Origin of the sequence: Entomospira culicis (assembly GCF_028748145.1) — a bacterium.
Taxonomy (GTDB): Bacteria; Spirochaetota; Spirochaetia; order WRBN01; family WRBN01; genus Entomospira; species Entomospira culicis.
On the sequence record NZ_CP118181.1, the window covers coordinates 852,150 to 871,890 of the forward strand.

Below are 19,741 nucleotides of genomic sequence, written 5' to 3' on the forward strand. Positions count from 1 at the left end.
TGATAAGTAAAAATTTCTCCCCACCCTTTCTTATTCACGCGATTTATACCAAAGAAAAATCAATCTTACGCGCATCGTCATCGCTGGAGGTACCAATAAAGAGCGTAAAATCGCCTGCGTCGCTGGAAAAACTCTCGTCGGCATGGTAGTAGCGAAGCATCTCTTCGTTAATCGTAAAGTGAAGCTCCTTGCTCTCGCCCACGGCTAAGAAGATCTTCTGAAAGCCTTTAAGCTCCTTGACTGGTCGCGATACGCTCGCCACACAGTCGCGGATGTAGAGTTGTACCACCTCTTTACCTGCAAAATTCCCCGTATTGGTAACGGTTAGGCTCGCGGTAATTGACTCTCCCTTGCTAAATGCTGCCTTACTCAACGTGATATCGCTATAAGCAAAAGTCGTATAACTCAAACCAAAGCCAAAGGGATAGCGTGGAGCATTGGGAATATCGAGATATTTCGAGAGGTAATCCTCCGAGTAGCCCACCACCGGCGCGAAATTCTTAAGCGGTCTACCCGTATTCAGTGCATTATAGTAGACGGGAATCTGCCCTACGCTGTGAGGAAAAGTCATGCTCAATTTACCCGATGGAACACTCATCCCCATCAGCGTCTTGGCGATCGCCTTAGCCGCCTGTGTGCCAGCATGCCAACAGACCATCAGCGCATCGACATGCTCTATCACTCCATGCAGATCGAGTGGGCGCCCATTCATCACCAGCGCAATCATAGGTTTGTTTAATTGCTTGAGTGCCGTAATCAATCTTAACTGCATATCTGTCAATGTGATATCTGCTTTCGATCGCGCCTCACCACTAAACGATCGCTTCTCGCCAATCGCAAGGATAATCACATCCACATCCTTCGCTTGTGCCACCGCATCGGCAATACCGATATCCTCATCCATCGTTGTAGCCTCTACCGTCTTCATATTAGGGAAGTAAGGTAAGAGCGCCTCCTCGATAGTAGGTGTCTCGCGCTTATCGCCCTTCCAACACCACGCGCCAATATGATCGCGCGCCGTTGCTTTAGGACCAATCAAAATGACTTTTTTCTCTTTAGATAGTGGCAAAATGTTCGACTCATTCTTTAGCAACACCAACGATTCCTCCGCCTGTGCCAACGCCACCGCTTGATGTTCGGCGCTAAAATGAAGCTTGCTCTCCAGCTCAACATTTGCTCCACGATAAGGATTCTCAAAGAGCCCTAACTCATTCTTTAAGGTAAGCACGCGCATCACTGCCTCGTCGATATCCGCCAAGCGCACCTTGCCAGCATCCACCAACTGCGCCAAGTATTTTACATAACTGGGCGAACTCATCTCGATATCCAATCCCGCGTTCAACCCAAGTTCTGCGACATCTTTCAGATCGCTCGCCAGACCATGGTTAACCACCTCCGCCAACGAAGTGTAATCTGAAATGACCGTGCCCTCAAAGTGCCACTCTTTGCGCAAAAGATCGCGCAGTAACCAACGATTCACCGTGGCAGGCACGCCCTCCACCGTGTTAAACGAGGTCATAATCAACTTAACTCCCGCGTCGATCGCTGCCTTGTACGCAGGAAGATATTGGTTGCGCAACATCAAACGCGACATATCAACCGTATTATAATCGCGCCCCGCCTCGGCTGCGCCATAAGCAGCAAAGTGCTTGACACACGCTGCCACCCGACCACTCTCCAGATGCTCCCCTTGAAACCCACGCACCATCGCTTGGGCAAACATTTCATTAAGATAAGAATCCTCCCCCGTACTCTCCATCACGCGTCCCCACCGGGGATCGCGCACCAAGTCGACCATCGGAGCAAAGGTAACATGCACGCCCGCAACATCCGCCTCCGCAGCAGCCACGCGCGCACTCTCCTGTGCCAACTCCAGATTCCACGATGCACCCATCGCCAATGGAATCGGAAAAATTGTGCGATAACCGTGCACCACATCTGCCATAAAGAGTAACGGAATTTTTAGGCGACTCTTCGCCAAGTACTCTTTCTGTACGCGCATCACCTCGGCTGCCCCAGAAATGCCCAACGTCGAACCACACTGATGGACAATCTCCTCGCTAATGCCTAACTCGGCGATCGGCCCAGTAATCTCGCCATCATTTGAGTAAAAGTGTCCGGGTAATTGCGTCAACTGCCCAATTTTCTCCGCCAAGGTCATCTGCGTAAAAAGCGCTTTAATTTCAGCTTGTGTCATCTCTTTATCTCCTAGAAAAACGTTTTTCTTTTAGCAATTTTTTCATGATATATATCTATATTTTACACACTAAATCCATGATGCTCCCGAAACCAAATAGGTATCGATTTCTAAAGAGATGGACTCTTTACCCGCAAGCAGGTCGAGAAGACTCTTGCCTGCCTGATATCCCCAAAAGCGTCGATCGTACCCAATGCTCGCCAAGGAGGGCTGGAGGTATTGATTAATTTGTAGACCATCAAACCCAATCAATACGGCATCTTCCCCAAAAAAGAGGCTCTGTTCGCGCATGTATTCATAAACGCCCAACGCCATATTGTCGTTAAAGGCAAAGATCACTTTGAGACCAGAAGAAACTTTGCCGAAGATCTCTTTTGCGACAAGGTATCCACTCTCTTTAGAGAAATTCCCCTCATACCAATCTACAGCTAACGCGTGCTCTCTGCTCAAATTTTCTATAGCAAGCCGTCGCTGATCACCATCGTAATTGCCCAAAGGTCCTGTAATGCAAATGAAACGTTCCGTTTCGAGTTTCATTAAATCTTGCCAGACAAACCCACAGCCCTGCGCATTATTTAAGCATATTTGCGAAACACTAGCGTGAGGAAAAGGGCGATCCAACACCACAATCTTCTTGCCACGCTCGACTAAACGCAAAATCATTTCATTGGAAAATTGCCCATCTAAAATAATAAGACCATCAAAAAGCCCCTCACTAAGCACCCGTTGCGCCCCCGATCCATGGCAGATCATTAGCTCCAAACCCGCCTCACGCAGACTACTCTCTACACCCATAATTAAATCGCTGTAAAATTCGCCATCAAAGCTTGCAAGTAAGAGCGCAATCACTCCCGTCTGCTGACGCTTGAGGCTCTTCGCCACAAAACTAGGCTGATAGTGGTGCCGACGCGCAATCGCCAAGACACGCTCGCGCGTAGCCGTGGAGAGGTTGCCCGTATTATTCAGCGCACAAGAGACGGTCGAGATAGCAACCCCCGCCTCTTGCGCAATTGCCTTGATGCCCACTAACGCCTTCTCTTTCATCTGCATTAATCTCGCATCGTGATGTGATGGATAATAGAACTGCCGTCGCTGGCCATAAAGAGGTGCAAGTAGTGCTTATCTACATAGAATTTAGTGAGAGATCCAGCGGTCACGGGCCAGGCACTCTCCACTTTTACGAGGATTTCTTGCCCAGCTAGTTGTAAGTGAACAATCTGCTCGGCACCTAAGAGTTCAACAAAATCGATCTTTCCCTCAAAGGTAACGATATCATCGAGATTAGCATCAGCATTGAGTGTCAGTTTGATATCTTCTGGACGAATACCCAACTGCATGGAAGTCTCGCTAGGCATGGCATCTTTGATGATCTTCATCACCTCGCTCTCCAAAGAGATGGAGAGATCGCCCACCTGCATGCCATCGGCTTGGAGAGTTGCTGGGAGAATGTTCATCGCCGGAGAGCCGATAAATCCTGCGACAAAGGTGTTGGCCGGACGGTGATAAATCTCCCAAGGCGTGCCGATCTGCTGAATCACGCCGTCCTTCATGAGGACAATACGATTGGCCATGGTCATCGCTTCGACCTGATCGTGCGTGACATAAATAGTGGTCGTCTTGAGACGATCATGCAATTTGATCAACTCCGATCGCATCGCGACACGCAGCTTGGCATCCAAATTACTCAACGGCTCGTCCATTAAGAAGATCTTGGCATCGCGCACCATCGCCCGCCCCAACGCCACACGTTGTCGCTGACCGCCCGAGAGATCCTTAGGCTTGCGCTTGAGATATTCCGTGAGCGCGAGGATTTCGGCAGCATTTTGTACGCGTTTTTCGATCTCATCCTTAGGAACTTTGCGTAACTTGAGCGCGAAGGCCATATTTTCATAGACATTCATGTGAGGATAGAGCGCGTAACTTTGAAAGACCATTGCGATATCACGATCCTTGGGTTCTTTATCGTTAATGCGGACATCGTCGATGTAGAGATCGCCCGAAGTGATCTCTTCTAGCCCCGCCAGCATGCGCAGAGTGGTCGACTTTCCACAACCCGAAGGCCCGACAAAGACGATAAATTCACCATCTTTGACCGCTAAATTGAAATCCTTTACCGCCGGCAACTCGCCATTGGGATACTTTTTATAAATATGCTCAAATCTAATACTACCCATTTTTTTCACCCTCTCCCTCTAAGAAAAACGATTCTCTTACTATTATTATTTCATGGAAGAGAGCCGTTGTCAAGCATTTTTTTAATCTTTGCCATCTTTTTATCGTATAGGTAGTTATTCCAAAAGAGGAGCGTAATCAGTAATAGAATAAAAGCAAAGCCAAGGAAAGGGAAAAGGGATCGATCATCTTCTATAAATAATTGATAAGAGCGATTTTTAGGATTTTTATAAATTTTGGAGTGATGAATTTCTATGAGTACATCGCTCGCTAACGCTGTGGGGTGATAGACAACTGGTACATAGTGAGAGTATTTATTATTAGGAGCAGCGCGCCCTAATGTCATGGCACGGCGCATAAAGATCTTCTCGCCAGTAAAGGTATAGAGTTCCATGCGAAAGATTCGATGCCAATCGGCTAGTAACGTATCTGTCAAAAGATCTAATTTTTTCTTATCTTCATAAATAAGAATAAAATAATCCTCATTAATCCACACCGCTTGCACCAAATCTTTCTGCTCAATATCAAACGAAACATTGCGGATGTTCCGTGTATCTAAGTGTAAGAATGCCAACCCATTATCCTGCGTGTATACCCCAAGATAACCCTGACTCAAGCTAAATTGATGCTCTTTCATCAGGTGCTTAGCAACAAGGTGATAGGGAAAATCTTGCCATGTTTGCGTGGTTCTATCGTATAAATAAAGTTGATTTTTATGCAGAATGAAGATCCGTTGGAGATCCTCCTGATAAAAAAATGCCAGCGAAGCCACCGTTGGTGGAGTCTCCTCAAACCAAGGCAACGTAAAGGTCTCAAGCACCACCTCTTCGCGTGCATCATAAATAAAGAGATGCAACTCCCCCTCACGCATCGTTGCCAAGAGCCAGCGCTCCATCGAGAGCAACTGTACCATCGGCGTATCGGGTACCGCAAAGATCGCCTGCTCGCCACCTTCTAAGTCGACAACTACCCGCTCTTCGCCACGCTGATACATAAGATAACGCTGGTACGCCGTATCCCAAAGATAACGCTCCTCAAATTTATGTCTAATTAGATTAAGCCTCTCCCTACCCTTAATCTCGAAGTCCTGTTGCGTGGCTTCGGCTAGGTTGAACATCCGCAAATCAAAGGGAAAGGACATACTCTCTCTGCCTATCGAGAGGAGATAGCCTTCTATCGGCGCACCCCGATGCGTCAAACGACCCACGCCATAACGTAATGCTGGCAAAATAACCCACCAGCAGAAGAGTACCGTAAAAACCCAGCGCCAACGAAAAAAATTCCTTACCTTTAATCTCATTCTCTCGCTCCCAAAAAAATTATAGCTTAAAATCTATAATAAGACAAGTCCTTCAAAAAAGAGAAGAGAGAGAAGAACACTCAAAGCCATAACAATTTTCCCTGAAAATAACTACATTATAAGTGTTATTACTGAATCTTTTAGAAAATTAATTATTGATATAAATATTTAATTATTTTGTCTTTTATGGATAATTTTTCATAAAAAATAAGAAATAAAATAAAATAATCACAAAATTTGTAAAATTCTTAATTTTATTATACGTCAAATAGTATTGATTATTTTCCTAAAAAATGCTAAAGTTTGAATAACTTTAATGACAAGGAGAAGTTTATTTATGTCTACTAGCCAAGAAGCTACAAGCGCTCCCCCAACCTCTCGCATTTCGCGTTCGCGCGCGCCAAAAAAACCAAAAAAGAGTCAGATTCCTTTTGGTATTTTGCTCGTGGGTGTACTCATTGCTTTGGGGATCTTTTTTCAAGGAAAATCTTCTGAATTAGCCACGTACTGGGTCTTTGGCTTGGCTTTCGGTTACATTTTACAACGATCCCGATTCTGCTTTACCGCCTCTTTTCGCGATCCATGTATTAGTGGGGGTACCTCTATTACCCGTGCGGTTCTCGTTGCTATCGCTATTACATCGATTGGATTTGCAGGCATCAAGATTGGTGCAGGTGGTGCGTTAGACATGGCAGGAGTCAACCCGATTGGTCTTCCCATGATGGTCGGTGGCGTTGTCTTTGGCATTGGGATGGTTATCGCCGGTGGCTGTGCTTCGGGTACCGTCATGCGTGTGGGCGAAGGCTTTGTTATGCAGATGCTTTCGCTCTTCTTCTTCGTGGTTGGTTCGCTCTGGGGCGCACACGATATGGGCGCATTCTGGGACAAATTCAACGTCAATGCCCCGCGTATCTATCTACCTCATGCGGTAGGCTGGTTCTGGGCGGTGGTGATTCAATTTGGTATCATTTTGATGATATATATGGCTGCTGTAAAGTGGCAAGAAAAAAAGTTAGGCAGTAGAGAGTAACGAAAGGAGAGAATCATGCAAGAACATGAACTAGACTGTATGGGCGAGGCTTGTCCTGTGCCGCTTATCAAGACGCAAAAAAAGATGGAAGGTATGGCTGTAGGCGATGTGCTTATTGTTCATATTGACCACAGCTGTGCGGTAAAAAATGTGCCAGAATGGGCACGTACCCAAGGCTACAACGTCGAGATTGACGATGTGGACGATGGCGAATGGGACATCGTCATTGAGAAGACGAAATAGTTCTTCTTAACGCAAATAAAGAGGGAGGGTATCTTAAGGATTATCCTCCTTCCTCCAAAAACCTAACGATAGGAGTACGTTACACGATGAATAATTTTTTTAAGAACCTTGCCAAGAATGAATTTTACAAGAAGCTACTCTCTGAGCCTCTTACTTATGTTGCTGGAGCCGTCTTATTGAGTCTCTTTCAGATTGCGCACTTTGCCATTTTTAAAAGTGGCTGGGGTGTTACCGGTGCATTTGCCAACTGGGGTGCATGGTTGTTTCAACTGGTGGGTGGGGATGTTTCGGATTGGGGATATTTTGCCTCTGCCTCACGTCAAAAGACGCTAGAAGGTGGCTTTCTCAACGACGGCGGTAGTATCCGTAACTTAGGCATCATGTTTGGAGCACTCCTCTCTACCCTACTTGCTTCTCAATTTAAACTCAAGCAAATTAAGGCACTTCGTCAAGTGGTGGCTGCCATTCTTGGTGGTCTCATGATGGGTTATGGCGCGCGTCTTGCCAACGGGTGTAATATTGGGGCGCTCTTTACCGCACTGGGATCTTGGTCGCTCTCTGGCTGGGTTTTCGCCGCTTTTATGTTGGTTGGCGCCTATATTGGTAGCAAATTGCTCACCAAATTCTTCATGTAATAGACGTTTAAAAGAGGATTGATAAAAAATGGATAAAAAAGTTGAACATTATGATGTGATCATCATTGGTGGTGGCGCGGCGGGTCTTACCGCCGGCATTTACTGTGGACGAGCAAGGCTAAATACGCTCTTAATTGAGAAATCGCTGATGGGTGGCTTGGCTACTTACACCAGCGAGATCGAAAATTACCCAGGGTTTCCCGATGGCACCGATGGGCATGAGTTGATGGATCTCTTCCATCGGCAAGCCAAAAAATTCGGGGTTAAATTCAAAGGAACAGCCGTCCAATCGGTTGACTTCTCTGGCGAAGAAAAAATTGTAGAGACCTTCCGTAATCGCTTTGTCGCTAAAGCCGTCATCCTAACCACGGGTGGAAAACCGCGCCTAACGGGCGCGCTCAATGAAGATATCTTTTTATATGATAAGGGAATATCTTTTTGTGCTACCTGCGATGCGGCTGCCAATACCGACAAGACGGTCATGGTGGTGGGCAGTGGGGATTCAGCCATTGAAGAGGGCATTTTCCTCACCAAGTTTGCTACCAAAGTTATCGTTAGCGTGATGCACGATGAGGGCATTATGGATTGCAACGAGATCGCCAAGGCTGCCGCGATGAGTAATCCCAAAATGGAATTTATCTGGAATAGCACCGTCCATGCCTATGAGGGCAAGGAGCGCCTTGAGACTGTCGTGCTGAAAAACACCAAGACACAAGAGCTCATTCCCACGCCTGTCGATAGTTGCTTTCTCTTTATCGGCTATCTGCCTAACACTGAACTATTTAAGGATAAAATTGCGCTCACTCCCCGTGGAAATATCTTGGTAAATGACCGCATGGAGACCAATGTTGCGGGGGTCTTTGCAGCAGGTGATGTCTGTGAAAAATTCCTCAAACAAGTGGCTACGGCTGTAGGGGATGGCGCAATCGCTGGCTACTCTTGCGAAAAATATCTCGCAGAAGGGGAGGTTTATGAAGAGCAGATCCTCAACCATGGTAAACCATCATTGGTCTATCTCTACAACGGTGCTGATGCCACCAGCCGATCGTATTTACAACTGATGGAAGCATTTGGCGCCAAGCAACCTAACATCCGTGTAACCTGCGTAGACACCTACAAATCGGATGGCTTAGCCCGACGCTTAGGCGCAAAGGATCTCCCAGCAATCTACTATTTAGAAGAGAATAAAATCAAGCATTTCAGTCAAGATATCTCCAGCTCTACACTAGAGAATATCATTCAATAAGATGCAAAAGGAGTCGAGTTATGGCTCCTTTTTTTTCACTTTTATCCAAAACCCTCTAGCTTTTTTTTATTAATTGGCTTATACTATAGAGGAATCTTACATTGAAAAAGAGGTATGCTATGCACGTGGTCTCCTTTAATTTACGCTACGACACGCCCAATGATGGGCAGCATCAATTTAAATACAGAAAAGAGCTAATCCTGCGTACCATCTTACAAAAAGCACCCGATATCATCGCCTTTCAAGAGGTCTTACCCCATGTGGTTCTCTGGCTTAAAGAGCACCTTGTTGATTATTATATCCTCGGATCTGGTCGCGAGGTTGATCTTAGTGGCGAACAAACTTGTGTTGCCTATCGTAAAGATCGATTCAACCTTATTAAAATGGAGATCTTTTGGCTCTCTCCTACGCCAGAAATTCCTGCAAGTCGCTTTCCTGGGCAGAGCGAGTGTTGCCCACGTACCTGTACGCTCCTCTATCTTCAAGAGCTCGAAAGTAAGAAAATCTTCCGTCTTTACAATGTTCACTTGGAGCACAACGTAGAGAACGTACGCCTAGAATCGATTGCTTTAATTAAATCTCGCATTAAACTAGACAACTATCTCGGCAACCATCCTGCGATCCTGCTAGGCGACTTTAACACCACGCCCGATAGCATCGAGGTAGAACTTCTCACCAGCGATAATTTTCTTGTTGATGCTACAGCGAATCTGGGTATCACCTACCACGAGTTTCACACCCTTGGTAATCCTATCAAAATTGACTATATCTTCATTGATCCGAACCTCATCTTCACAAAACCCGAGCGTTGGATCGAACAAGGCGATGGCACCTCCCTCTCCGATCACTACCCGGTAAGTGTCCACATTGATCTGAACTATTAACCCCAATAGAGAGAGCCCATGTAACTCTCTCAAAAATATTTGAATAAAAAAAACCCCCACTGCAAGAAGATTATTCCGAACTTGCAGAGCGCGCTCGTTTTTAGCTAAGGGCGTGAGTCTATTACCTCGATAGGTATAACCTAAGTGGGCTAAGCGTGCCATCAATAAAAAAATCGGGATTAAACTCAATATGAGATGTTTTTTTGTCTTTATCATACAATTTCTGATAAAGAGTATAAATTAAAAAGAAAATAAAGAATAGCCCCGCAACGCCCATCACCTGCAGAACAATTTCCGATGCGTTATCGTGCATAAAATACCTCACGGAAGAGAGTAACGGTGGTGCTATACAGCTCAAAGCCAATCACAATATGGAAAATCCAAAAGAGAAAGCCGACAACCATCAACACCACACCCACCAGATAGCGCGTAATAGCAGAAGGCATCGCCTCTAAGGTTGCCTTGGCGTACCTACCCTTAGACCAAAAGAGGGCATATAAATTTTGCGGAACAAGATAAAAATTGATCACGCCAAGTAAACTAAAGAGATAAAATCCCCCGCTAACATATGTAAGTTCTTCTAACATCTGATTATCCTCTATACATAAAAGATATTACTTAATTTATTTATTGCATATTAGAAGCATATGGTAAGTTATGTTCTTCATTTTCCCTAATCATCTGGGGATTCATTAAAAAATTACCCTCCTTATCATAGACATTATAGTTTTCATCATGCGCAAATCCATCTACTTTATCAAAAATAAAACTGGTTATCGACAAATCCTTTGACCAACGATTAAATATACTAAATTTAAAATTTTCTAGTCTCAGACGCGCTTTAATCTCATTAGGACTTTCAGCGCGTACATCATTATCATCTACTAAGTCATAAAATACCCAAGAAATATACGGAAGAACAGAACCATATACAAGAATATCTTCTGGACTTTCTGCATTAGGTACATAAATTGTTGGACCTTCGTAAACTACAAGTGTTGATAAACTAGGAAGCGTACCATGTTCACTCACCTCCACGCGTTCTTTACTTAAAAAATGAAAAATCAAGCGATACTCATCATCATAATAAGAGCCAATAACAAGGGTATTATTAGCTAAATCTATCTCTAATTTACTCATGTCTAAATCCATTACTTTACCAAAATACTTTGTTATAAACATGGAAGTTGGGGTTAATAAATAGCGTACCACAAAACCGTAACTATACTCCTCAAAGTACGCAGAGGTATTCCATAACCAAGCATAATCATTAATCTCTTTACTAGGTGCATCCACCCAAAGCCAACTGCCCTGCAGGGCGAGCAACATCTCATCCTCATTGAGGAAAATTTGTCCCTCTGTCATGGAGGTATCTACAACAATAGTCTCTGCTTTATCAACTACCATCTCTATAGGTTTGATCTCCTCTTTAACTTGTTCATTTACAACTCTTTTTTGACAACCGATCAATAAAACCATCAACCCAAAAACCCAATAAATACGACTTCTTTTCATCTTCTCCTCCTCACATGATAATATATCGGCATGAATAAAACTTATTATTATTTATTTACTAACCAATATTCCTTTTGCATGTTTTATCTCCAAATTTTGTGCCAAGCCGGCGCCGAAAAGCAATAACCAGTATCATACCATTGAGCGCAATGAGATGCAACGCGATTCTTCTATAGTGCCTGCCTTTTTCGTTACTATAGATGGAACTTAGCTGGGTGAGACGCTCCTGCCAAGCATGGGTAATATCGCTGGGTAGTTCTGACCCACGCAAGAGGAAAAGTTCGAGACTCTCTTGTCGTTTTGCCTCTTCTCGCGATATCACCTTGAGTGCGCGTGTATCTTCTCTTTCCTTAAATAGAATGTAAGCTAGGATTAAACAGAGACCGCCCAGTAAAATCAGTATTCTACTCTTTTTCATGATATACCCCTTCTCTCAACATACTATTGATCGTGCCTATGGCCAAGAATCATACCATCACTCTGGCGAAGACGAAGGTAAGGCACGCCACCGTCCATGCCTGTGGGTAAACTACCACGAATCAGCCAGATTTTTGCTTGCTGGCTAGCACGAAACGGTTCTTGGTTGAGTACGCGTTGACCATAAACATCCACCCAAATTAATCTAGCAACGGCTAACGCCAACGGTTGATCATAGAGGTAGCCATCGCGTTTTACCTGCGCCTCGTACTCGCTCCCCTCTAACACCGCCATCCGCAAGATACGCGCGTCATGGCTATGCAGTTGTAGCATCTCGAAGCCTTCGTAGTAAAAAAACCAGATCTCCTCGTCCATATCGAGAATCACTTCAAAGGTATCTGGGTCATCCTCATTCTCAATAGCCATACCAAAATGACGCAAGTACAACAGCGCTAGCTCCTTAGCCACCACATCTTTTTCTAAGCGATAGGGATGGTAGGTATCTTGCGCAAATATACCCATACTAACCATTACCACTAAAAATAAACATAAAATCTTTTTCATTCCTCTCCCCTTACACCCTCTCCCTTTACATTATAATATAGCGTGAATAGAAAATGATGCTCACCATCTAGGCAAGCATCAATATCATCGATCTTTTTTATGAATGTGACGTTAGAACTGGCAATGTTTTACGGTGCGTGGAAACGGAATCACGTCGCGGATATTGCTCATGCCCGTTACCCACATCACAAAGCGCTCTAGTCCCAAGCCAAAGCCCGAGTGTGGCACGCTTCCGTACTTACGCAAATCAAGATACCAGCCATACTCCTCTACATCAAGCCCCACGGCGATCATGCGCTCTTTGAGAAGATCGTAATTGTCCTCACGCTCACTACCACCGATAATCTCCCCAATACCCGGTACTAAGATATCCATGCCACGCACCGTTTTCCCATCGTCGTTGAGCTTCATGTAAAAACTTTTAATCTCTTTGGGGTAATCGGTAACCATGACGGGTCCGCGAATATGCTCTTCGGTGAGATAGCGTTCGTGTTCGCTCTTGAGGTCTATCCCCCATTCAACAGGATGCTCAAAGACCTTACCGTGATTGGCAATCGCATTTTTTAAGACATCAATCGCTTGGGTGTAGGTCATGTGGCTAAAGTTTGAGGTAGCCACTGTGCGTAAATTCTCGATGAGTCCGGGTTTAATCCGCTCGTTGAAAAACTCAAGCTCTTGCGGACACTTTTCTAAGACAGCATTAATCAGATAGCGCAAGAAATCTTGGGAAATCGCCATCAATTCATCTAATTGATAGAAGGCCATTTCAGGTTCAATCATCCAAAATTCGGCAGCATGGCGTACGGTGTTACTATTTTCGGCGCGAAAGGTGGGGCCAAAAGTATAAACCTGCCCCAAGCCAATGCAGTAGCTCTCTACCGCCAGTTGACCACTCACCGTAAGATGCGTTTTACAGCCAAAAAAGTCGCGACTATAATCAACCTCACCAGCGCCTTTTTTATCCATATCGATAGTCGTTACTTGGAACATATCCCCCGCCCCTTCGGCATCACTACTGGTGATAATGGGGGTGTGAATATAGACAAAGTCTCGCTCCTGAAAGAATTGATGGATAGCAAAGCTCACCACATTGCGCACCCGCATTACTGCGCCAATAGTATTGGTACGCGATCGCAAGTGAGAAATTTCTCGCAAAAATTCTAGGGAGTGGCGCTTTTTTTGCAATGGATAGTCATTTGGCGCACTACCCAACACCGAAATAAAGCTTGCTAAAATCTCTATCTCCTGCCCACTACCCACACTCGCAGTGACCTTGCCCTTCACCTTAATGGACGCACCCGTACTCACCTCACGTAAGGTATCATTATAAGAGAAGTTATTTTTATCCACGACTATCTGTAAATTCCCCATCATCGATCCATCATTAAGCTCAATAAACGAAAGCTCTTTTGCATCGCGCATACTGCGCACCCAGCCAGCAACAATCACCTCACTGCCGATAGCTTTGGCGGCAACAACCTCTTTTACACGTAATAGGCGTATCATTTTTCTTCTCCTATACCATTAATTTTCAACGCTAACGCTCTCATTTTACCTAATTCAAATCAATTAATCAAGCCCCTTGACATATCCTTCTCTATACATTATTATGATCTTAGTGAGGATGGTATGCATGTTCAAACCACAGAAAAGTAATCGCCAAAAAGTTCTTCTACTAGGAGTGCTCTTTTTGATTATTATTACGAGCCTTAGCCTTTACTCCAATAAAATGCATAAAGAAAAAATCGTGCGCTTGCCCTTAGAAGATTCGCGATTAGGACTCTTTAGCTACAGCTATGCACCCACCACCCATCAGCATCATCTTGTGGCCGCCAAAGTAGCCTATAAAGAGCTATTTGAACTCACAACACACCAAGAGCGCCGTGATTTTATCGCCTCTTATTTAAAACTTCCACAAGAAAACCTTAGAAAACCCATCGTAGGCGACTTTATTACCGCCCAACGTCTGCTAGAAATTCAACAAGATCTCCAACTCAATGGATTAGATCCAAAAACTTCGGCCTTAGGGCAACTTGCCTTCGCTACGGGGCTGGATCCTCTTAAAATTGAAGACCTTCTGCTCATCACCAAGCATGCGCAAAGCATCGATAATTTAGTAAAACATTACCCAAATCTTGCCTCCGTAGAGTGGGAACTCATTATTCAAAGCCAAGAACTTAGCCAGATATTGCAAGATTTCTCTCGCTAAAATTTATTTCTTGTCTATATAAGGATGTTTTTATGAAAAAAACACTTCTTTCTTTGCTCCAGTCGGCGGTAGACTACTCCGCTGATGCGCTCTTTCTCTATAGAAAAACCGCGCAAGGCTGGAAAGGCGAAACCTTTAAGCAAGTGCAAGAAAAAGCGCTCGCATTCGCCGCATTTTTACGAGGAGAGCTTCACCTAGCCGATAAAGCGAAGGTTGCTATCTTAGCCGAAGGGAGTCCTGAGTGGGCAATCAGCGAGTTAGGAATTTTCCACAATCGCGGTATCGCAGTACCCCTCTCCCTTAAACTCCTCGTTGAGGAGATTCAGTTTCGTATCGATCACTCCGAGAGTCAAGTGATTGCCTGCTCCAAAATGACGATCAATAAGGTTAAAGAGTTAGCGAAAGAAACGCTTAAAAATCTTAAGATCATCTATATAGATGAAGATCGCGGTGTCGTCGACCAAATTGTTGCCGATAAGCAGCTAGCTAAGGAGAATATCTTCTTCTTTGACGATGCCTTGGTCCGAGGTGCGCAATTACTTAGCGATAAGACCTTCGCTCAAGAGCAACAAGCCATTATGGCTCGCGTGGAAGAAGACGATCTTGCGACCATTAGCTACTCCTCTGGTACCACAGGAAACCCCAAAGGTGTCATGCTTAGCCATAAAAACTACTACGTTAACAGTGGGTATCCGGCTGATTATCACTACTTTCCTGCACCAGAGAAATTTACGCTTTTGGTTATCCTGCCCGTCGATCATGCGTTCGCCCATACGGTAGGTATCTATATCGGGATGCTCGAACACGCCCAACTCTACTTTTTGGATGCACGCGGTGGCGCTCCAGGCATGATTCGTGCCATTCCAGAGAACATTCAAGAAGTAAAGCCACATATGCTCATGGTTGTGCCTGCTCTGGCGCAAAATTTCATGAAAAAAATTCTCCAAACCATTGAGTCTCAAGGTAAAGTTCCTAATACCCTCTTTCACTGGGCACTCAACGCTAGCATCGCCTACAACGGGGATCTCTACCATCGCCCCTCGATGCTTACCCGTATGACAACCTTTGTCCCGCGTCTTTTAGGCAACAAAGTGATCTTTCCTAAAATTCGCAAAGCACTACCCATCGATATGCTTCTTGGTGGCGGTGCACTCATCGATCGAAAACTCCAAGAATTCTTCTGGGCAGTTGGCATTCCCTTTTATGTCGGTTATGGGATGACGGAAGCTTCACCTGTCATCTCGGTTACAGGCAGTAAGCCAAAGTCAATGAAGATCGGCTCGGTAGGTAAATTTTTCAAAGCACTCGATGGAAAAATCGTTCGTGAAGATGGCACAACCTGTAATCCCAACGAGGTCGGTGAAATCGTTGTTAAAGGGGAATCCGTCATGCTTGGCTACTACAAAAATCCCACAGCAACCGCCGAAACAGTACGAGATGGCTGGTTACACACCGGCGATCGTGGTTATGTTGATCAGGATGGATTTCTCTTTATCGCGGGACGTGAAAAGGCTCTGCTTATTAGTAAAGAGGGCGAAAAGTATAGTCCAGAAGAGATTGAAGAGGCCATTCAATCCACCGCTACGCTGGTACAACAAGCGATTCTTTATGCCGATCATAGCCCCTATACCTCAGCATTATTAGTCATCAATGAGGAAGCTATTGCTTTACGTATCAAAGAGATGACAGAGAAATCTCTCCTCAAAAAACTCAAGTCTATCGACATTGGTAGCGAACTCAAAGAGCGTATTTCCAAAGTTCGGCATGCACACATTAAGGAGGCCTTCAGCCTCTCTTCCAGTGAAAAGGAAAATTCTATTAATATAGAAGATCTTCTTAAGGAGATTCAGGAAGATGCCTTTGCCTTCCGCACCGATGCAACCTACAAAGATGCCTTCCCGAAGGTTTGGGTACCCAATACATTTGTGCTTGTGGACGAGCCTTTTGAAGTGAATAGTACCATGAAAGTGGTGCGTTTTAAAGTGCTTGAAAAGTACAAAAATGAGATCGATTACATGTACAGCGATGCAGGGAAACAACCCATCAACCAGAAAAATATAGAGCTTTTAACGCAAGTGGTTGCCCGATTAAACGCGAAAGAAGAGGAGAAATAATCTCAAAGGGGGAGGAGAAATTCTCCCCTTTTTGATGCTAAAAAAGTTCTTTTTGACCAACCGACTCTTTTCGGAGTTCTACCCCCAAGCCACGCAACTCACTGCGCCCATTGCCTAAACTTCGCACCTCAATTTTATAATCGATACGTTCTTTTAGCGTCTCGACATGCGAAATTAGCCCGACAATTTTTCCCATATCCTTCAAAGAGACCAACGCATTAAGCACTAAATCCAACGACTCCTGATCTAAAGAACCAAATCCCTCATCCAAAAAGAATGACTCAATCTTCACTTTTTCACTTGCCAAATTCGCCAAGCCAAGCGCCAGTGCCAGACTCAAAATAAATCTCTCCCCACCCGAAAGCGTCTGGGTCTCGCGCCTACGATCACCATCAAAGAGATCGATAACCACCAAGTGCAAGGACTCATCCTCATTACGGGCAAGCTTATAACGATCTTGCATAAAAGAGAGATAGTGGTTTGCCATTAGAATGACCTGCTCAAGCGTTAATGCTTGGGCGAAACTCTTCAGCTTCTTCCCATCAGCCGACCCTATTAAACGATTCATCTCTTGCACTACGGCAAAATCTGCTAAAAATGCGTCATATTCTACCATTAATTGGCGATTTTTCTCTTCACGCGCCATAAAAGCACGCAACTGCTCATCTAATACGCCCTCTTGCCGTATACACTTATGGTATTCAGTAACTATTTGCTCATGGTCTAGCTTATTTTTTTCAAGTAAACGATTTAGCTCTAATAGTATTGTAGCAATCTCACTCGAACAAAAAGAATAATTACTCAAATATTCATATCTATTTTTATAGTTATTTATCTGTTCTTTACATTGCTTAATCCATAAATTCTGTTGCTCACACTTCTCTTGAGCAATGATTCTATCGTGATTCAAAAAATCATGCTGTTGCACAAAGCGTTCTTTTTCTTCTCTTAACTGCGATAAAGATAAGACAATATCCGCCTCTCCATAAAGCATATCAAACGATTGTCGTTGTGCGGATAAGGAGGTGCTATCCTTGGCGATCGCACCACGAAGCTCTTCACATTCACGCATGGTTCTATCGATATTTTCTTGTAGATAGATCGTTTCTTGTTCATTTTGTTCGATTTTTTTTCTACAATGCTCCGCATCTTGTAAGTATTTAAGATAGTGATCATACGCAAGAAAGGTTTCCGTGAGATACTCTTGATAACGCGAATAATCATCTATAAGATTATTGGTTAGAGAAAACTCAACCGAGGAGGCGACCGTATTATGGAATAATTCAGTAAATTCATTGCAAATATCTAAATAATTTTGATATTCATACTCCAAAGAGAGTCCCTTGCTAACCTTATTACGTAGTAACTCACCTCTTTTTTCATGCATAATAATCTCTTGATGCATAGCCTGCATTGTTTCAAAAGAGATCTCTTTAAGTGGCGATGGAAGCTCTTTCCGAAGATCCTCAAGGAGCAAATTTACTGACTGTAGATGTCGATGTAGACTTTCTATGCGCTCTTCTAGTCGAGAAAATTGAGCCTCTAGCGTTTTTTTATGCAATTGCATGTTCGAGATAAATTCTTCTGTCTCATGAAGTTGCCGCTCCATCTCCTGCTTCTTCATTTCATTAAACTCCGGAAGATGCAAGAGCGGTTGCTCACATAAAGGACAAGAATCTTTGTCGAATAAATTTTTCTTATAATCAAAAAATTTAAGACTCATTGAATAACTAAATTGCTCTATCTCTCGCTTTTCTAATAGATGAGATAACTCCCCCAACTCTACAGAAATTTTCTCTTTTTCACACTGATACGCGCTAATTTCTTCTTCAAAAAGAGTGATTTTTTCGCATTCTTGATGATATAAATACGCTTTTTCATGCACTTCAAGCGAATACTCTGGCGCAATCCATCGTGCTAATTGTTCCTTCGCCTCTCGATAATCAGCCCATGCCTCTACTTTTTCTGGCGACAACCACCTCATTTCTGCACTCTGCCATTGCGTAAACATCTTCGTCAAGATCTCTTTACTCACTTGCAGGGCAGATATCTTTTCATGGGTAAAGATGCTCTCTTTGCTAGGCATTTGAGCAGACAAATGGGATAACTCTTGCTCAAGCATCTTTTTTTCCTCTAGTATCCTATCAAACTTAGAATGATACTCGCCTAATAGCTCTTCTCTTTTTTGTTGATTCACTAATTTTTCGGATAATCGTATTTCCTCCTGTGCTATCTGTGATTGCAATGCAATACCAGCGGTTAAATGGTTCTCTTGGAGAGGATAATTATGCTGAAAAATATCGAATTCTTTTAGAAAATGTTGATAATTATGCGTTTTTATCTCCTCTTCTTTCTTCAGAATTGCTAACGCTTGCTGATAATTTTTTAGTTTTTCCTCTTCCTCTGACCAACGTATCAACGTATCTATTTGTGCCGTAAGCTTCTTGCTTTCTTGCTGAAGACTCGCTAAATGTTGCTCTTTCTCTTTACGTATATGCTTGATCCCATTCAGCTCTTCCGTAGGATTCACGATCTCATTATTTGTAGATAATAACTGAAGTTGCTCCTGATAACTCTTGGCTTTCTGCTCTTGCTCTTTAAAGTAGTTATAGGCGTAAATCGAAATCTTCCCGTAAATATAACTGTCGGTAAGATATTCAAGAATATTCGCACGTTCATGCGCATCTGCGGTTAAGAAGGCCGCAAATTCACCCTGCGCAAGAAGAATACTCTGACGAAATTGCGCAAATGTCATGCCGACAATCGACTCAATAAGCTCATGATATTGTTTTACGGCAGAAGACGGCTTATCGATATAAGAAATATTTTTCGTAAGATTCTCTAAATAGAGTTCGGATGTGGAGCTCTTCCCCTTTCCGCTCTTACCCGCTTTATGAAAGAGATGGCTAGCACGATAACGTTGATTCTCCACAATGAAGACAACTTGTGCCGAACCTGAATTTTTCGATCGAGAGATAAGTTTTTGGATGTCTGTGCCTAAACGCGGAGTGGCACGGTAGAGGGTGAAACAGATCGCGTCTAAAATGGTTGACTTCCCACTGCCCGTCTTCCCCGTAATCGCAAAAATGCCACTCTCTTGGTAAGCCAGCTCATTTAGGGGAATATACCAAGTGCCCTCTAGCGAGGCTAAATTCGTTAAAGTTACTGACTCTATTCGCATTATTCTACTCCAAATAAGATATCTTTTTTAAACA

Annotated in this window: 17 protein-coding genes; 7 read left to right on the forward strand and 10 right to left on the reverse strand. The window is 43.9% G+C overall.

Translation table 11 applies throughout. The features are described from left to right. Positions 1 to 43: 43 nt before the first annotated feature. From PVA46_RS04075 to PVA46_RS04090, 4 genes are all read right to left on the reverse strand, one after another. Positions 44 to 2,197, reverse strand: coding sequence for a glycoside hydrolase family 3 N-terminal domain-containing protein (locus PVA46_RS04075; protein ID WP_167695484.1), 2,154 nt, complete (start codon positions 2,195 to 2,197; stop codon positions 44 to 46). Between the two features lie 69 nt (positions 2,198 to 2,266). Next, positions 2,267 to 3,247 (reverse strand): LacI family DNA-binding transcriptional regulator, encoded by a 981-nt coding sequence (locus tag PVA46_RS04080; RefSeq protein ID WP_167695485.1) that lies wholly within the window; start codon positions 3,245 to 3,247, stop codon positions 2,267 to 2,269. After that, on the reverse strand, positions 3,247 to 4,371 hold the full coding sequence (locus tag PVA46_RS04085; RefSeq protein ID WP_167695486.1) for an ABC transporter ATP-binding protein: 1,125 nt from the start codon (positions 4,369 to 4,371) through the stop codon (positions 3,247 to 3,249). The genes PVA46_RS04080 and PVA46_RS04085 overlap by 1 nt, the downstream gene beginning before the upstream one ends. A 50-nt stretch (positions 4,372 to 4,421) precedes the next feature. Continuing rightward, complete coding sequence (locus PVA46_RS04090) at positions 4,422 to 5,669, reverse strand: hypothetical protein (RefSeq protein ID WP_167695487.1); 1,248 nt, start codon at positions 5,667 to 5,669, stop codon at positions 4,422 to 4,424. 337 nt (positions 5,670 to 6,006) lie between these two features. Here PVA46_RS04090 and PVA46_RS04095 point away from each other — a divergent pair, with 337 nt between their 5' ends. The 5 genes from PVA46_RS04095 to PVA46_RS04115 all read left to right on the forward strand — a co-directional run bounded on the left by PVA46_RS04095 (position 6,007) and on the right by PVA46_RS04115 (position 9,707). Then, positions 6,007 to 6,699, forward strand: coding sequence for a YeeE/YedE thiosulfate transporter family protein (locus tag PVA46_RS04095; RefSeq protein ID WP_167695488.1), 693 nt, complete (start codon positions 6,007 to 6,009; stop codon positions 6,697 to 6,699). A gap of 15 nt (positions 6,700 to 6,714) precedes the next feature. After that, positions 6,715 to 6,942 (forward strand): sulfurtransferase TusA family protein, encoded by a 228-nt coding sequence (locus PVA46_RS04100; protein ID WP_167695489.1) that lies wholly within the window; start codon positions 6,715 to 6,717, stop codon positions 6,940 to 6,942. Between the two features lie 86 nt (positions 6,943 to 7,028). Continuing rightward, entirely contained in the window at positions 7,029 to 7,577 is a 549-nt protein-coding gene (locus PVA46_RS04105; protein ID WP_167695490.1) for a YeeE/YedE thiosulfate transporter family protein, read from the forward strand. A 28-nt stretch (positions 7,578 to 7,605) separates the two neighbouring features. After that, positions 7,606 to 8,823, forward strand: a complete 1,218-nt coding sequence (locus PVA46_RS04110; protein ID WP_167695491.1) for an NAD(P)/FAD-dependent oxidoreductase — start codon at positions 7,606 to 7,608, stop codon at positions 8,821 to 8,823. Between the two features lie 101 nt (positions 8,824 to 8,924). Beyond that, positions 8,925 to 9,707, forward strand: a complete 783-nt coding sequence (locus tag PVA46_RS04115) for an endonuclease/exonuclease/phosphatase family protein (protein WP_167695492.1) — start codon at positions 8,925 to 8,927, stop codon at positions 9,705 to 9,707. Positions 9,708 to 10,009: 302 nt separating this feature from the next. Here the strand turns inward: PVA46_RS04115 and PVA46_RS04120 are convergent, their stop codons facing one another. The 5 genes from PVA46_RS04120 to asnS form a co-directional block, all read right to left on the reverse strand. Further along, a complete protein-coding gene (locus PVA46_RS04120) occupies positions 10,010 to 10,294 on the reverse strand; it encodes a hypothetical protein (RefSeq protein ID WP_167695493.1) in 285 nt (94 codons plus the stop codon). A gap of 40 nt (positions 10,295 to 10,334) precedes the next feature. Beyond that, positions 10,335 to 11,222 carry a hypothetical protein gene (locus PVA46_RS04125; protein ID WP_167695494.1) on the reverse strand — a complete coding sequence of 296 codons (888 nt, stop codon included), beginning with the start codon at positions 11,220 to 11,222 and terminating at the stop codon, positions 10,335 to 10,337. Positions 11,223 to 11,280: 58 nt separating this feature from the next. After that, positions 11,281 to 11,640 carry a hypothetical protein gene (locus tag PVA46_RS04130; RefSeq protein ID WP_167695495.1) on the reverse strand — a complete coding sequence of 120 codons (360 nt, stop codon included), beginning with the start codon at positions 11,638 to 11,640 and terminating at the stop codon, positions 11,281 to 11,283. A gap of 23 nt (positions 11,641 to 11,663) precedes the next feature. Then, positions 11,664 to 12,203, reverse strand: coding sequence for an NTF2 fold immunity protein (locus tag PVA46_RS04135; RefSeq protein WP_167695496.1), 540 nt, complete (start codon positions 12,201 to 12,203; stop codon positions 11,664 to 11,666). 111 nt (positions 12,204 to 12,314) lie between these two features. Continuing rightward, entirely contained in the window at positions 12,315 to 13,709 is a 1,395-nt protein-coding gene (gene asnS, locus PVA46_RS04140) for an asparagine--tRNA ligase (RefSeq protein ID WP_167695497.1), read from the reverse strand. A gap of 127 nt (positions 13,710 to 13,836) precedes the next feature. Here asnS and PVA46_RS04145 point away from each other — a divergent pair, with 127 nt between their 5' ends. Both PVA46_RS04145 and PVA46_RS04150 read left to right on the forward strand, forming a co-directional pair. Next, positions 13,837 to 14,412: a hypothetical protein gene (locus PVA46_RS04145; protein ID WP_167695498.1), complete on the forward strand. Its 576-nt coding sequence runs from the start codon at positions 13,837 to 13,839 to the stop codon at positions 14,410 to 14,412. Between the two features lie 32 nt (positions 14,413 to 14,444). Next, positions 14,445 to 16,526, forward strand: coding sequence for an AMP-dependent synthetase/ligase (locus PVA46_RS04150; RefSeq protein WP_167695499.1), 2,082 nt, complete (start codon positions 14,445 to 14,447; stop codon positions 16,524 to 16,526). Positions 16,527 to 16,563: 37 nt separating this feature from the next. On the opposite strand, the gene PVA46_RS04155 is transcribed toward PVA46_RS04150, so the two are convergent. Beyond that, positions 16,564 to 19,707, reverse strand: a complete 3,144-nt coding sequence (locus PVA46_RS04155) for an SbcC/MukB-like Walker B domain-containing protein (protein ID WP_167695500.1) — start codon at positions 19,705 to 19,707, stop codon at positions 16,564 to 16,566. Between the last annotated feature and the right edge of the window lie 34 nt (positions 19,708 to 19,741).

What these genes read in the sequence shown, in the direction of transcription:
- PVA46_RS04075 (WP_167695484.1), bottom strand. Translation starts at nt 2,197, where the DNA reads ATGACACAAGCTGAAATTAAAGCGCTTTTTACGCAGATGACCTTGGCG.
- PVA46_RS04080 (WP_167695485.1), bottom strand. Translation starts at nt 3,247, where the DNA reads ATGCAGATGAAAGAGAAGGCGTTAGTGGGCATCAAGGCAATTGCGCAA.
- PVA46_RS04085 (WP_167695486.1), bottom strand. Translation starts at nt 4,371, where the DNA reads ATGGGTAGTATTAGATTTGAGCATATTTATAAAAAGTATCCCAATGGC.
- PVA46_RS04090 (WP_167695487.1), bottom strand. Translation starts at nt 5,669, where the DNA reads ATGAGATTAAAGGTAAGGAATTTTTTTCGTTGGCGCTGGGTTTTTACG.
- PVA46_RS04095 (WP_167695488.1), top strand. Translation starts at nt 6,007, where the DNA reads ATGTCTACTAGCCAAGAAGCTACAAGCGCTCCCCCAACCTCTCGCATT.
- PVA46_RS04100 (WP_167695489.1), top strand. Translation starts at nt 6,715, where the DNA reads ATGCAAGAACATGAACTAGACTGTATGGGCGAGGCTTGTCCTGTGCCG.
- PVA46_RS04105 (WP_167695490.1), top strand. Translation starts at nt 7,029, where the DNA reads ATGAATAATTTTTTTAAGAACCTTGCCAAGAATGAATTTTACAAGAAG.
- PVA46_RS04110 (WP_167695491.1), top strand. Translation starts at nt 7,606, where the DNA reads ATGGATAAAAAAGTTGAACATTATGATGTGATCATCATTGGTGGTGGC.
- PVA46_RS04120 (WP_167695493.1), bottom strand. Translation starts at nt 10,294, where the DNA reads ATGTTAGAAGAACTTACATATGTTAGCGGGGGATTTTATCTCTTTAGT.
- PVA46_RS04125 (WP_167695494.1), bottom strand. Translation starts at nt 11,222, where the DNA reads ATGAAAAGAAGTCGTATTTATTGGGTTTTTGGGTTGATGGTTTTATTG.
- PVA46_RS04130 (WP_167695495.1), bottom strand. Translation starts at nt 11,640, where the DNA reads ATGAAAAAGAGTAGAATACTGATTTTACTGGGCGGTCTCTGTTTAATC.
- PVA46_RS04135 (WP_167695496.1), bottom strand. Translation starts at nt 12,203, where the DNA reads ATGAAAAAGATTTTATGTTTATTTTTAGTGGTAATGGTTAGTATGGGT.
- asnS (WP_167695497.1), bottom strand. Translation starts at nt 13,709, where the DNA reads ATGATACGCCTATTACGTGTAAAAGAGGTTGTTGCCGCCAAAGCTATC.
- PVA46_RS04145 (WP_167695498.1), top strand. Translation starts at nt 13,837, where the DNA reads ATGTTCAAACCACAGAAAAGTAATCGCCAAAAAGTTCTTCTACTAGGA.
- PVA46_RS04150 (WP_167695499.1), top strand. Translation starts at nt 14,445, where the DNA reads ATGAAAAAAACACTTCTTTCTTTGCTCCAGTCGGCGGTAGACTACTCC.
- PVA46_RS04155 (WP_167695500.1), bottom strand. Translation starts at nt 19,707, where the DNA reads ATGCGAATAGAGTCAGTAACTTTAACGAATTTAGCCTCGCTAGAGGGC.